The sequence below is a fragment of the Flavobacterium sp. P1_E4 genome, assembly GCF_056405915.1.
Window position 1 is genome coordinate 183,009 of record NZ_JBFUBE010000008.1, and the last position, 13,860, is coordinate 196,868.

The window sequence follows — 13,860 nt, forward strand, 5'->3', positions numbered from 1 at the left end:
ATTTTAATGTTCTGTTTTATTGATTGAAAATAATTAAAAACCTAAAAAAATGACACATGGAAACATCACACATTTATCCGGGAGCGTACTCATTGAATGCTTACATCACAATCGATGGGTGCAGCGACGCAATAGAGTTTTATAAAAAAGCTTTTGGCGCAAAAGAGAAAGGTCGATTACTGATGCCTGATGGAAAAATTGGTCACGCTGAAATAGACATTGAAGGTACCTTGCTCATGATGGCCGACGAGAATGCCGATTGGGGAACCAAAGGGCCTTTGAGTTTAGGCGGAAATCCAATGTCTTTTGGATTGTATGTAAAAGATGCCGATGCCGCATTTCAGAGAGCAATTGATGCCGGAGGAACTTCGGTTATGCCAGTAGATGATATGTTTTATGGCGATCGAGTAGGGCAGTTAATGGATCCATTTGGCTTTAAATGGATGATAGCGACGCATAAAGAAGACATGAGCTATGAGGAAATGCAAAGACGATTTGATAAAATGTTATGTGAATAAAAAAGCAATGACTTCAAGAAAATTGTTTGACAAATTTTGTGTTGATGGCATTTTTTTGAAGTCATTAATTAAAAAATAGATCGTGTATTTGTAGTGTTAAATATCTATTTATAAGCAACTTAAATTTGTAACTTTACTAGGAATAGATGATGTTGAATTGTTGTTTTTAACTTAAAAATTTAATATTATGAAATCGCCATTAGCAACAAGTTTGCGTAAGCAAATACCAACAAATAAAAGGCGATAACATATATGACATATAACAAATAAATTTTACATATATGAAATCACAAATTGCAATTTATGACACCCATGAAAAAGCGGTTAATGCTATCAAAATGTTGAGTCAGAAAGATTTTCCAATGGAGAATGTCTCACTATTAGGCAAGGCAGAAGTGATTGAAGACCATATTCATATAAAATCACTGGATACAATAAAAAAAGCTCCTGCATTAGTTGGTATGGGTGCAGGTACTGTGATAGGACTACTATCAGGTATTGGTGTTTTTACCATTCCAGGTTTTGGATTTTTGTATGGAGCAGGTGCGCTTGTAGGAATCATTGCAGGACTTGACTTGGGTTTGGTTGCCGGTGGTTTTATTTCACTTTTGACATTTACAGGAATAAAAGAAGAAGAAGTGGTTAAATGTGAAGAACATCTCAGAGAAGGGAAATTTATGGTAATCGTAAAAGGAGCCAAAGAAGAGATTGAAAGAGCCAAACACATTTTGCATACCGAAGGAAACCATCTTGAGTTTATCAGTTAAAAGTTTTGAAGTAAATTACTTATTTTGATTCAGTTCTTTTAGCTTACAGGGATATTTTTTTCTTTTTTCAAAGAATTACTTCACGATGATATCATGTTTATATAGCAAACCTTTCAGACCATCAATTGAAAATACTGCTTTCTTCAGTTTGGTAGTTTTGGGATCAATGGTGTAATTGTAACTGGTTCTGAAATTGGCTTTGTTAGCAATGGCTTTGGCAAATTCGGCACGGTATAAATCGCAATTTTCAAATAGTGCTTCGGTCAAATCGGTAGCCATAAAATCAACGGCAATCAAACTACAATTGATAAACGGAGTTCTTTTTATTTTCAGGGTATAAAACTTAGAAAAATCCAAAATGCAATTATTAAAACGAACTTCAAAAATGAGTTTGTTGCACATCGCAAAATTAACGTCCTTAATCTCACATCGATTGAATGTCACGGTTCTCAAAGCAACATGATTGATTTTTCCTTGGCTAAAAATACAATCATTAAAAACACAATCGATGAAAGTAACATCCATAAAATTGCAAGCAGAAAACGTACAGTTATTAAAAGTACAACATTCAAATTCCTTAAAACTGACTTCATCCACGCCATAAGTGTGGTTGTTGTATTCGATATCTAGGAAATATTCTGGCATCAAAGAATTTTAAGCTTTCGGCAAAGAAACGAATTTCTATTTCTTAAATGAATAGCTTTATTGTAAAATGCCTTTTTAGTTAAATTTCTGAATAGATATATTTGATCTTTATTGATTAATTTTCTCTAATAGAAAAGATTTTTTCACACTATTTGCGGCAATAAATACACATATCAACATAAGTATGGAGCCGGCCAAAAATGGTGCTCCAGCAAATTGAATTGGGGCAGTTGGGCTTGTAAACAAAGTGAATATATTTGTCATTAATAGGGGGCCAAGTATAGAAGTTACACTCATTAAGCTCGTTAAAGATCCCTGTAATTCTCCTTGCTCATTTTGAGGAACATTTTTAGAGATAATTGATCTTAGTGATGGACCTGTAATGCCACCCAAACAGTAAGGAATTAAAAATACAAACATCATCCAGCTTTGAGATGCAAAAGCAAACAATATAAGTGCTAATGTATATAGAGCTAATCCAAGAAGAATACATTTTTCATTTCCAATTTTAGGATTAATGATCCGAATCAAACCTCCTTGAACGATAACTACCATAATACCTGCCACTGTTAATGAAAGACCAATAAAGGCATTACTCCAGCCAAACTTTTCAATATTAATAAAAGTCCAAGTACTCATTACTGCATGATCGGCTGTATAAAGTAATATAAAAGTAATAATTAACCCACCCGAAATACTTTTGTGCTTTTTTAATTGCAATAATGCTCCTAATGGATTGGCTCTTTTCCATTGAAATGGGCGTCTGTTTTCTAAGGATAACGATTCCGGTAAAACTAAATAACCATATATCACATTCATAAATGTCAAAATTGCGGCAGCAATGAACGGAACTCTTGATCCGAATTCACTCAATGTACCACCAAGAACGGGGCCAATTATGTATCCTAATCCAAAAGCAGCTCCAATCATTCCAAAATGGTTAGCTCTATTTTCATCTGTACTTATATCTGCAATATAAGCGGTTGCAGTTGTAAAGCTTGCTCCAAACATTCCGGCAATAACCCGTCCCAGAAATAGCCACCATATTGTTGGTGCCAACCAAAGAAAAATATAATCAATTCCAAAGCCTAATAAGGACAATAACAAAACAGGTCTTCGTCCATATTTATCACTCAAATTACCAACTATCGGGGCACAAATAAATTGCATAAAAGCGTAAGCAAAAAGTAACAAACCACTCCATTGTGAAGCCTGACTTATATTTCCGTCAATAAGTTGCTCAATTAATCTGGGTAATACAGGGCCAACTATGCTTAGACCGATAACATCCAGTAATAATGTAATGAAAATAAATCGCAGTGCTGCTTTTTTGTTTGAAATCATAGATTCCTATTTTTTAATTCAATAGAATGTGAAAATAGCCTTTTTTGCAGACATACAATAAAAAAATTCATAAGAGTTATTTTACAGTCATTTGATTTTATGTTTGAGTTTCAAATTGTGCTATCGATTTAAATCCTAAAACGGAGTATGTGGTCTTTTTATAAATGTTTATTAATTAGAAAATGAAAAAGTTGGACTTGCTTCTAATAAAAAAGATAATAGAATCATTTATTTGTAGTCTTTAATTGATTAAATTAATAAGAAATTATTGTTAACGTAGCATAAAGTATTCGTGATATTAAACGAAAGAAAACGTTTTCGTTGACTTTTATCACTTTTGTCTGCTAAAAAAATGTTTTTTTATATCAATCTTTTATTATTTTCGCAGTCAAATGAGAGTAATTATAAATTTCATATGTCTGTGTATTTTTCTGCTGGGTGGTGGGCAACATCTCCATGCCGATACACATCCTAATGGTATTTGTGATTCTCCTTCTTGGGATTTTGTAAAAAAACAACAAGTAAAACTTAGAACTGCAGAACCAGGTAGTGTCTTAATTGAAGATGCTGACGTGGACTTAGACGAGGAATTTCATAGTGCTAATGATCTTAATAAAGATGATGCCAATAAAATTTTAACTGTAAAACATAGTTTGTTAGATGGTTGGTATTTGACATTTTCTAATGAGTTCATTTTCAAGGATTACTCCAAACTGTTCGAAAACTTAGCGCCCAATTGTGGCCATTCCAATCCTATTTACTTAAGAATAGGGGTTTTAAGAATTTGATCCATATTATACATCGGTTACCAAAAGTGTGATCTTGTATATCTCTTGGATGTATATTAAATTTTTTTCATCTTTTATGATGGTTCTGGTCTCACACTGGTAACTGATGGTCTTTTGTATTCAAAGGAATTTTTCTATTCCATCAATTTAATTACCAACCACATTTTATTTACAATGAAAAAAACACTCGTGTTCACGGGCTTAATTGCCTTGTTGTGCCTAACTAGCTGTACAACAAAAAAAGAAGAAAAAGAAGAAGTTGAAACTTTTGCAGTCACTAATCCTGTAAAAATTGATACATCGTTTACCAAACAATATGTAGCACAAATAAAGTCATTCCGCAATATTGAGATTCGTGCTCAAGAAAAAGGGTTTTTGCAAAATATTTATGTTGATGAAGGTCAGTCTGTAAAAGCAGGTCAGGTATTGTTCCGAATTATGCCAAAAGTGTATGAAGCTGAATTATTGGGAGCACAAGCAGAAGAAAAAGCAGCTGAGATTGAACTAAAGAATGCTAAAACATTGGCAGACAAAAATATAGTTTCAAAAAATGAACAAGCAGTAGCTCAAGCCAAATTAGATCAGGCTAAGGCTGAAGTTGCTCTTGCTAAAGTGCATTTGTCATTTACCGAAATCAGAGCTCCGTTTGATGGAACTATCGACAGAATCCCAAAGAAATTAGGAAGCCTTATTGATGAAGGCGAGTTGCTTACAAGTCTTTCTGATAACAGTCAGATGTTTGCTTATTTTAATGTTTCTGAGCCAGAATATTTAGATTATGAAACCAATGTTAAAGGCAGAGCTCAAAACAAGGTAGGCTTGCTATTGGCTAATGGAAATACATTTAAAGACAAAGGGAATGTTGAAGTTATCGAAAGTGAATTTGATAACGAAACAGGAAATATTGCTTTTAGAGCGCGATTCCCTAATCCTAGTAAATTGTTGAAACACGGTGAAACTGGAAAAGTATTGATGGATGTTCCTCTTCCTAATGTGATTGTGATTCCTCAAAAAGCTACCTATGAAATTCAAGATAAAAAATATGTTTTTGTTGTGGATAAAAACGATGTTGTAAGTTCTAAAGAAATTACGATTAAAGGAGAAATTCCAGATTTGTATATGATTGATAGCGGAATAACAGTAAATGACAAAATTTTACTGGAAGGCGTTCAGAAGGTTAAAGACAATGATAAAATTCATTATAAATACGTAGCACCTCAAGAAGTAATTACTCATTTGCGATTAAAAGCAGAATAGAGATAGTTTTCAATTAGGTTTAATCATAAAAAACTAGAAACAAATGTTTGATAAATTTATCCAAAGACCTGTTATGTCGATAGTAATATCGCTTATAATTGTCTTTTTAGGGGTGTTGTCGGTGATGAATTTGCCAATCACCCAATTTCCGTCTATTTCACCACCAATGGTGAATATTACTGCAGATTATCCTGGTGCTAATGGGGAATTGATGATTAAATCGGTTGTTATTCCTTTAGAAAGAGCTTTAAATGGAGTTCCAGGAATGAAATACATGACCTCCGATGCAGGAAATGACGGTGAAGCGAGTATCCAAGTGGTATTCAACTTGGGAACTGATCCTAATCAAGCGGCTATTAACGTTCAAAACCGTGTAGCTTCTGTTACGAATAAGCTGCCACCATTAGTGGTAAGGGAGGGTGTGAAAATTACCCGTGAAGTTCCGAGTATGTTAATGTACGTTAACCTTTATAGTACGGATAAAAATACCGACCAAAAGTTTTTGTACAATTATGCAGATATCAATGTTTTATCAGAATTAAAAAGGGTAAACGGGATTGGATCTGGAGATATTTTAGGAACTCGTGAGTATGCGATGCGTATTTGGTTGAAACCTGATCGTATGTTGGCTTATAAAATTTCTGCAGATGAGGTAATGGAAGCATTATCAAGTCAAAGTTTGGAAGCTTCACCTGGAAAAACCGGAGAAGCATCTGGAAAACGTTCTCAAGCATTCGAGTATGTATTAAAATATTCTGGAAGGTTTACGACCAAAGAACAGTATGCTAATATTATATTGAAATCAAATCCAAACGGTGAAATTTTACGTTTGAAGGATGTTGCCAACATAGAGTTTGGTAGTTCGATGTATGATATTTATTCTAACTTAAATGGTAGGCCGTCTGCAGCAATTGTACTAAAACAATCTTTTGGTAGTAATGCAAATCAAGTTATTGAAGATTTAAAGGCCAAATTAGAAACCATCAAGAAAAAATTTCCAAAAGGAATGAATTACGAAATTTCGTATGATGTTTCTAAATTCTTGGACGCTTCTATCGAAAAAGTAATTCATACTTTGATTGAAGCCTTTATCTTGGTAGGATTGGTTGTATTTCTTTTCTTAGGCGATTGGCGTTCTACGGTTATCCCTGCTATTGCTGTACCAGTTTCCTTAATTGGAACTTTTGCGTTCATGCAATTTTTTGATATTTCGCTAAACTTAATTACTTTGTTTGCGTTGGTTTTGGCAATTGGAATCGTCGTCGATGACGCGATTGTGGTTATTGAAGCTGTTCACGCCAAGATGGAAGAAGAACATCTGTCGGCGTTAAAAGCGACTAAAAAAGCAATGCACGAAATTTCGGGTGCTATTATTGCGATTACCTTCTTGATGGTAGCAGTATTTATTCCTGTTACATTTATGTCTGGTCCAGTTGGGATGTTCTATAGACAATTTTCTATTACAATGGTAACAGCGATTGTTCTTTCAGGAGTCGTGGCATTGACATTAACGCCAGCTCTTTGTGCGATGATGTTGACAAATAATCATGGAGTACCTAAAAAGAAAACACCTATAAATAGATTCATAGATGGGTTTAATAATTTATTCAACCTTACTCAAACTAAATATCAAAATGTACTTGAAAAGATAGTAAATAGAAGAGCAGTTACTATTATTGTGCTTTTAGGATTTTGTGCAGGAACATGGTTTGTAAGTAGTACAGTTCCTTCTGGATTTATTCCAAATGAGGATCAAGGGATGTTCTATGCTATTATTCAAACGCCTCCAGGATCATCATTAGAAAGAACAAACGATATTTCGGTGAAATTGCAAAAAATTGCCGAAAAAGTTGAAGGTGTGCAATCAGTTTCTTCATTGGCGGGTTATGAAATTTTGACCGAAGGAACTGGATCTAATTCAGGAACTTGTTTGATAAATCTTAAAGATTGGAAAGATAGAAAGCAATCTGTCCAAGAGATTATGACAGAATTGGAAGAGAAATCCAAAGATATTCCGGGTGCTAATATTGAATTTTTCCAGCCACCAGCGGTACCAGGATATGGAGCTGCAGGAGGATTTGAGCTTCGTTTATTGGATAAAACGGGTTCAGGTGATTACAAAAAGATGGAAAAGATTAATAATGATTTTGTAAAAGAACTGAACAAACGTCAGGAATTATCTAATGTATTCAGTTTCTATAGTGCTAGCTTTCCTCAATATATGATGAAAGTAGATAATGACTTGGCACAACAAAAAGGGGTTTCCATTGAGAATGCGATGAATACCTTGTCTACGTTAGTGGGAAGTAACTATGAAATCAGTTTTATTAAATACGGAATTAATTATAAAGTTATTGTTCAGGCGGCACCAGAATATCGTGCCTTACCAGAGGATATTTTAAAGCTCTACGTAAAAAACGATCGAGACGAGATGGTACCTTTTTCAGCTTTTATGAAATTAGAAAAGGTATATGGTCTATCAGAAATTACTAGACATAACATGTACACTTCTACTGAGATCAGTGGTGCTGCGGCTCCAGGATATAGTAGTGGAACTGCCATTAAAGTTATTCAAGAGGTTGCAGCCGCAAAATTACCTAGAGGGTATGATATTGACTGGGCAGGTATTTCTGCTGATGAAGTAGCGCAAGGGAATCAGGCGATTTGGGTTTTCCTCATCTGTTTAGGTTTCGTTTACTTGGTTTTAGCCGCTCAATACGAAAGTTTTATATTACCTTTTTCGGTGATTTTATCGTTACCTGCAGGAATATTTGGTGCTTTCCTTTTACTGAAATTTACAGGATTGGAGAACAATATTTATGCTCAGGTTGCCATGGTAATGCTTATTGGTTTACTGGGTAAAAATGCCGTTTTGATTGTGGAATTTGCTATTCAGCGTCATGCAGCAGGAAAATCGGTGTTCGAAGCAGCTATGGAAGGTTCAAAAGCCAGGTTCCGACCTATTTTGATGACTTCATTTGCTTTTATTGCAGGCTTGCTTCCATTAGCGTTTGCAACAGGGCCAGGTAAAATTGGAAACAGAACCATTGGTACTGCAGCAGCAGGAGGAATGTTGATAGGAACAATATGCGGTGTATTTATAATCCCTGGATTGTATTACATTTTCGGAAGAATAGCTGAAAGATTTAGCTATGTAAAAAATCAAAAAGAAAATCCATTAACTGAAGAATTTGACGATAATCATGCAGAATAAAAAGTCATTTAAATATATTATCCCGCTAGGTATTTGCCTAGCGGTGGTAAGCTGTACACCAACTCTTGCGCCTTTGGCAGAAAGTAAAACTGTTCCAGAATCTTTTGGAAAGAGTTCAGATACGATCAATACCTCGACTACTCCTTGGCGAACCTATTTTAAGGATCCAAACTTGGTGAATTTGATAGATACAGCTTTGAAAAACAATCAGGAGCTGCAAATTACTTTGCAGGAAATTGAGATTGCAAAAAATGATATCCGAGTAAAAAAAGGACTGTTGTTGCCACAGGTTGGAATAGGAGCAGGGGCTGGAATTGAAAAAGTAGGACGTTATACCAGTCAAGGTGCTGGTGATGCTTCTACTGAAATCATGCCTGGTAAGGAAACGCCGGATCCATTGGGTGATTTTAAAATAGGTGCTTATGCAAACTGGGAAGTGGATGTTTGGAAAAAACTAAGAAATTCCAAGAAAGCAGCTGTTAGCCGTTATTTATCAACGGTCGAGGGTAAAAACTTTGTGATTACCAATCTTATTGCCGAGGTTGCCGATTCGTATTACGAATTATTAGCCTTAGATAGTCAGTTAGATATTGTAAAACAAAATATCACTTTGCAGAGTAATGCTTTGGAAATAGTCAAAATTCAGAAAGAAGCTTCTAGAGCAACAGAATTAGCTGTTCAAAAATTTCAGGCTGAGGTTATGGCTTCCAAAAGCATGGAGTTTGATATTCTTCAAAACATAAAAGAAACCGAGAATAAAATTAACTTTTTGTTAGGGCAATATCCGCAGGAAATAAAGAGAGACAAAGCTAATTTTGCCAGCTTGTTGCCTTCAGTAGTCAATTCTGGGATTCCGTCACAATTGTTGGCTAATCGTCCGGATATTAAGCAAGCTGAATTGGAGTTGGAAGCGGCAAAACTGGATGTAAAAGTGGCTCGTGCCGAGTTTTATCCATCACTCGATATTTCGGCTGCAATTGGTTTTAATGCTTTTAAACCGTCCTTGTTATTCACGATGCCTGAGTCGTTATTGTATTCATTAGCGGGAGATATAGCAGCTCCTCTGATTAACAGAAATGCACTTAAAGCAGAGTATAGTTCGGCCAATGCAAGACAAATTCAGGCTTTGTATAATTATGAGCGCACTATTCTAAATGCCTATATAGAAGTAGCTAATCAGCTTTCTAAAATCAATAATTTAGAAAAAAGCTATGATTTAAAATCACAGCAGGTAGAAGCTTTGAATCGCTCTATTGATGTGGCGGGAGATTTATTCAAGTCTGCCAGAGTCGATTATTTTGAAGTTTTAATGACACAACGCGATGCATTGGAGTCTAAACTCGAATTGATAGAAACCAAAAAAGAACAGCTGAATGCCTCGGTATATGTATACAGAGACTTAGGCGGAGGATGGAAATAACGTGGTTGTTATAATTGTGATTAAGTCCTAAACATGTCAAAGTGTTTAGGGCTTTTTTTTGAGTAAAATTGATGTTTAAAATGATTTTTTAGGAGCAAAACATTTCGTAATCAACAACAGTAGTCCCGCTGTCCATTATATCTTTTTATAAAGTAAAAAAAAAACTTTATAAAAAGGATACCATTTCCATCGGGGCTAGGCGAGAGGTATAGTTCAATAATTAAAAGCCCTAAACATTTTAAAACGTTTAGGGCTTTTTCTGAGTTTTACGGACGATCATAAATCACATATGATTGATACTTTAAATTAACGCATTGCAAATCTCAATTTAAGTCCATAAGAAATCAATTTCATATCCTCGGCATACGAAGAATCAAATACGCTGTTGAACTGTAACTCAACAGGTAATTCAGCATTGTATTGAACCAGATTTTTATTTTCATTTTTATCATAGATATTATTTAATCCGTAGTCCAAATAAGCACCAATATAGATAGCGCTTTTTTCTCCTATTTCTTGTTTAAAACCTGTTTCAAAAGTGAATGAATAAGATACTTCGGTATTAAAGTCCTGTTTATTCGTTTTTACGTTATCTGTACTTGCAAATCCTGCAAAAGCTGGCCCAAACAATTCAATATTGTATTGTGGATAATAGCCACTTGTAGTAAGATTTTGTGCACTTGTTTCATAAGTTCCGTTTGTTGCAAATCCTACTTTGACACCCGCTGCAAGATATAATTTTGAAGTTCCAGGAGTTTCAAATTGAATATCGATTGGGATATTAACATACCCTAATTTTTGTTCTTCTCTCAAATTTGTTGCTTTATATCTAAATTGAAACGATTCATTTTCAGAATCAGTAGTCATATATTGTCCCGCCAAAAATTGATGTTTAGATGTAGAACTATAAGTTTGGTATTCTAAACCTGCTCCTACGCTAAAACCTTCGTTTAGATAATATGAATAGCGGAGACCGGCACTAAAACCATTTCCGGGTACCAAATCACCTGATGTTCTATAATCCATATAGGAAGCTGGACCACCAACGGCAACTGAAAATTCGTGCTTTTTTTCCTGACTATAACTAGTAAAGCAAATTCCTAGAAATGCCATGACCGTTAATATTGGGCGTATGTAGTTTGTTATATTTTTTTTCATCTTAAAATTATTTTATGCCAGTACTATTCTAAAATAGCACTGGCAGAATTTATTTATTTTACAATTACTTTTAGTGTTTTTTTGATATTTGGTGTTTCAATAACCACAATATACATATTACCATCTGTTGTTTCTGGTAATTTTATCTCTGTTTTAGATGTAGATGACTGTATTGTTTTTACTAATTTACCAGAAACAGAATAAAGATTTATTTGCATTTTTTCCAGTTCGTTTGCAGGAAAATCGACGTCAACTGTAATGATCTTTCCTGCCTCGGTTGGATTTGGGTAAAGCCTAGCCTGAAGTGAGTTTTGCAGCTCAATTTGAGCAGAACAAGTTTGCAATATTTTCCCATTCTTAAGAGTCAATTTTACCATGTAAACAGCTGAAGGGTCTAATACATCACTTATGCTATTTCCAGCAGAATAGTATTGTCCGGTTCCTATTGATTGACCATTTTTAAACCATTCGTAAGCAATAAACTCGTAACCACCATTGGTTTGAGGATTGTTATTTACAAGAAGTACATTATTAAATTTTTGATGAACTATGTCATAGAAATTAAAAGGTTTTTCTACTACTATAGTGTAATTATCCGTAGTAGTTCCATCTTCTGAAATAATAATAATATTTTGCGTATAAATTCCTGGTTTAGGCGAATCAATAATAAAATTTGGAGAAGGATTAATTGTGGCATTGGTTTCATTCAAAATAGAAAGATTAGGATTGCTTTCACCACATTCCATCAAATAGTTTATTTGCTTCGGAGGATTTTCATAAGTTGTATTACCGATAGTAATTTGACTAACAGCAATACTATTGTTTTTAATTGTCAGGGTTTGTGGAATATTTGCTGCAGCTAAATAATTGTCATTACCATCTTGATGGGCAGTGATTTCTAGTTGTCCTGCTCTGTACATAGTAACCAAACCACTTGTAGAAACATTTGCAGCTGGGAGTATGGACGTATAAGTAAATGAGTAATTCACTGGTAGCCCAGAACTTGCAGTTGCGTCTAAATTGAAACTGTTATTAGTTCCAAGGGTTTTTACAGGCAAAGCGTCAAAAGTAATTTGCTGAGAAGCTTTTTCAATATCAAGTTTTGCTGTTAAAACAATTGATGGGCAATTTGGTGTACTTGCTGATGGTAATACTGTTGCAATAACTGTATAACTACCGGCATTAATGGCACCATTTACCGTTGCTGCTGCTGGTGTTATAGCATAAGTTACTTGAGCTCCTGTAGGAAGGTTTTCAACTTGAAGTGCATGAAGATTTCCATCAAAAGTGTATTCAGCATCACTAAAAGTCACCGTTTCAATAGGAGAAGAGATTACGATTACATTTTGCATTTGAGTGGCAGTATTCCCATTTCCGTCATCATATGTCCAAGTAATGGTATAGTTTCCTTGAGCGGAATAGGTCAACGGATCCGTTGTGGTACCCGTAATTGTTCCTGCACAGTTGTCGGTTGCCGTTGGAGCTGTAATCATACCTGTAGTTACGGCACATGAGGCTGTTACATCTGGCAGATTCGTCACATCGGCCACAGGCGCGGTTGCGTCTTGCACAATTACATTTTGTGTTTGAATGCTAGTATTCCCATTTCCGTCATCATATGTCCAGGTAATGGTATAGCTTCCTTGAGCGGAATAGGTCAATGGATCCGTTGTGGTACCCGTAATTGTTCCTGCACAGTTGTCGGTTGCCGTTGGAGCTGTAATCATACCTGTAGTTACGGCACATGATGCCGTTATATTAGGAAGATTCGTTACATCGGCGACTGGCGCGGTTGCGTCTTGCACAATTACATTTTGTGTTTGAGTGGCAGTATTTCCATTTCCGTCATCATATGTCCAGGTAATGGTATAGCTTCCTTGAGCGGAATAGGTCAACTGATCCGTTGTGGTACCCGTAATTGTTCCTGCACAGTTGTCGGTTGCCGTTGGAGCTGTAATCATACCTGTAGTTACGGCACATGAGGCTGTTACATCTGGCAGATTCGTCACATCGGCCACAGGCGCGGTTGCGTCTTGCACAATTACATTTTGCAGTTGGGTGGCGCTATTCCCATTTCCGTCATCATACGTCCAGGTAATGGTATAACTTCCTTGAGCCGAATAGGTCAACGGATTTGATGTTGTACCCGTAATTGTTCCTGCACAGTTGTCGGTTGCCGTTGGAGCTGTAATCATACCTGTAGTTACGGCACATGATGCCGTTATATTAGGAAGATTCGTCACATCGGCCACAGGCGCGGTTGCGTCTTGCACAATTACATTTTGCGTTTGTGTGGCAGTATTTCCATTTCCGTCATCATACGTCCAGGTAATGGTATAGTTTCCTTGAGCCGAATAGGTCAAAGGATCCGTTGTTGTACCCGTAATTGTTCCTGCACAGTTGTCTGTTGCCGTTGGAGCTGTAATCATACCTGTAGTTACGGCACATGAGGCTGTTACATCTGGCAGATTCGTCACATCGGCCACAGGCGCGGTTGCGTCTTGCACAATTACATTTTGTGTTTGAATGCTAGTATTCCCATTTCCGTCATCATACGTCCAGGTAATGGTATAGTTTCCTTGAGCCGAATAGGTCAAAGGATCCGTTGTTGTACCCGTAATTGTTCCTGCACAGTTGTCGGTTGCCGTTGGAGCTGTAATCATACCTGTAGTTACGGCACATGAGGCTGTTACATCTGGCAGATTCGTCACATCGGCCACAGGCGCGGTTGCGTCTTGCACAATTACAT

10 protein-coding genes are annotated in these 13,860 nt (G+C 35.9%); 6 read left to right on the forward strand and 4 right to left on the reverse strand.

Annotation, left to right across the window (positions count from 1 at the left end; translation table 11 throughout):
* Nucleotides 1–56: 56 nt before the first annotated feature.
* Entirely contained in the window at nucleotides 57–518 is a 462-nt protein-coding gene (locus tag AC1DY0_RS10305; RefSeq protein WP_477188514.1) for a VOC family protein, read from the forward strand.
* A gap of 281 nt (nucleotides 519–799) precedes the next feature.
* Nucleotides 800–1,285 (forward strand): hypothetical protein, encoded by a 486-nt coding sequence (locus tag AC1DY0_RS10310; protein WP_477188515.1) that lies wholly within the window; start codon nucleotides 800–802, stop codon nucleotides 1,283–1,285.
* A gap of 75 nt (nucleotides 1,286–1,360) precedes the next feature.
* Here the strand turns inward: AC1DY0_RS10310 and AC1DY0_RS10315 are convergent, their stop codons facing one another.
* Both AC1DY0_RS10315 and AC1DY0_RS10320 read right to left on the reverse strand, forming a co-directional pair.
* A complete protein-coding gene (locus AC1DY0_RS10315; RefSeq protein WP_477188516.1) occupies nucleotides 1,361–1,930 on the reverse strand; it encodes a pentapeptide repeat-containing protein in 570 nt (189 codons plus the stop codon).
* Nucleotides 1,931–2,038: 108 nt separating this feature from the next.
* The gene (locus tag AC1DY0_RS10320) at nucleotides 2,039–3,274 is read right to left on the reverse strand and encodes a TCR/Tet family MFS transporter (RefSeq protein ID WP_477188517.1); all 1,236 of its coding nucleotides are present in this window, start codon (nucleotides 3,272–3,274) and stop codon (nucleotides 2,039–2,041) included.
* Nucleotides 3,275–3,666: 392 nt separating this feature from the next.
* Between AC1DY0_RS10320 and AC1DY0_RS10325 the strand changes: the two genes are divergently transcribed.
* The 4 genes from AC1DY0_RS10325 (at nucleotide 3,667) to AC1DY0_RS10340 (ending at nucleotide 9,953) form a co-directional block, all read left to right on the forward strand.
* Nucleotides 3,667–4,062 (forward strand): hypothetical protein, encoded by a 396-nt coding sequence (locus AC1DY0_RS10325; protein WP_477188518.1) that lies wholly within the window; start codon nucleotides 3,667–3,669, stop codon nucleotides 4,060–4,062.
* 174 nt (nucleotides 4,063–4,236) lie between these two features.
* Nucleotides 4,237–5,319, forward strand: coding sequence for an efflux RND transporter periplasmic adaptor subunit (locus AC1DY0_RS10330; protein WP_477188519.1), 1,083 nt, complete (start codon nucleotides 4,237–4,239; stop codon nucleotides 5,317–5,319).
* A 43-nt stretch (nucleotides 5,320–5,362) separates the two neighbouring features.
* Nucleotides 5,363–8,533 carry an efflux RND transporter permease subunit gene (locus AC1DY0_RS10335; RefSeq protein WP_477188520.1) on the forward strand — a complete coding sequence of 1,057 codons (3,171 nt, stop codon included), beginning with the start codon at nucleotides 5,363–5,365 and terminating at the stop codon, nucleotides 8,531–8,533.
* On the forward strand, nucleotides 8,523–9,953 hold the full coding sequence (locus tag AC1DY0_RS10340; protein ID WP_477188521.1) for a TolC family protein: 1,431 nt from the start codon (nucleotides 8,523–8,525) through the stop codon (nucleotides 9,951–9,953). The genes AC1DY0_RS10335 and AC1DY0_RS10340 overlap by 11 nt, the downstream gene beginning before the upstream one ends.
* Before the next feature lie 306 nt (nucleotides 9,954–10,259).
* Here AC1DY0_RS10340 and AC1DY0_RS10345 read toward each other — a convergent pair whose 3' ends face one another.
* Nucleotides 10,260–11,111 carry an outer membrane beta-barrel protein gene (locus tag AC1DY0_RS10345; protein ID WP_477188522.1) on the reverse strand — a complete coding sequence of 284 codons (852 nt, stop codon included), beginning with the start codon at nucleotides 11,109–11,111 and terminating at the stop codon, nucleotides 10,260–10,262.
* Nucleotides 11,112–11,164: 53 nt separating this feature from the next.
* Nucleotides 11,165–13,860: T9SS type A sorting domain-containing protein (locus AC1DY0_RS10350; protein ID WP_477188523.1), on the reverse strand; the 2,696-nt coding region annotated here is incomplete at its 5' end.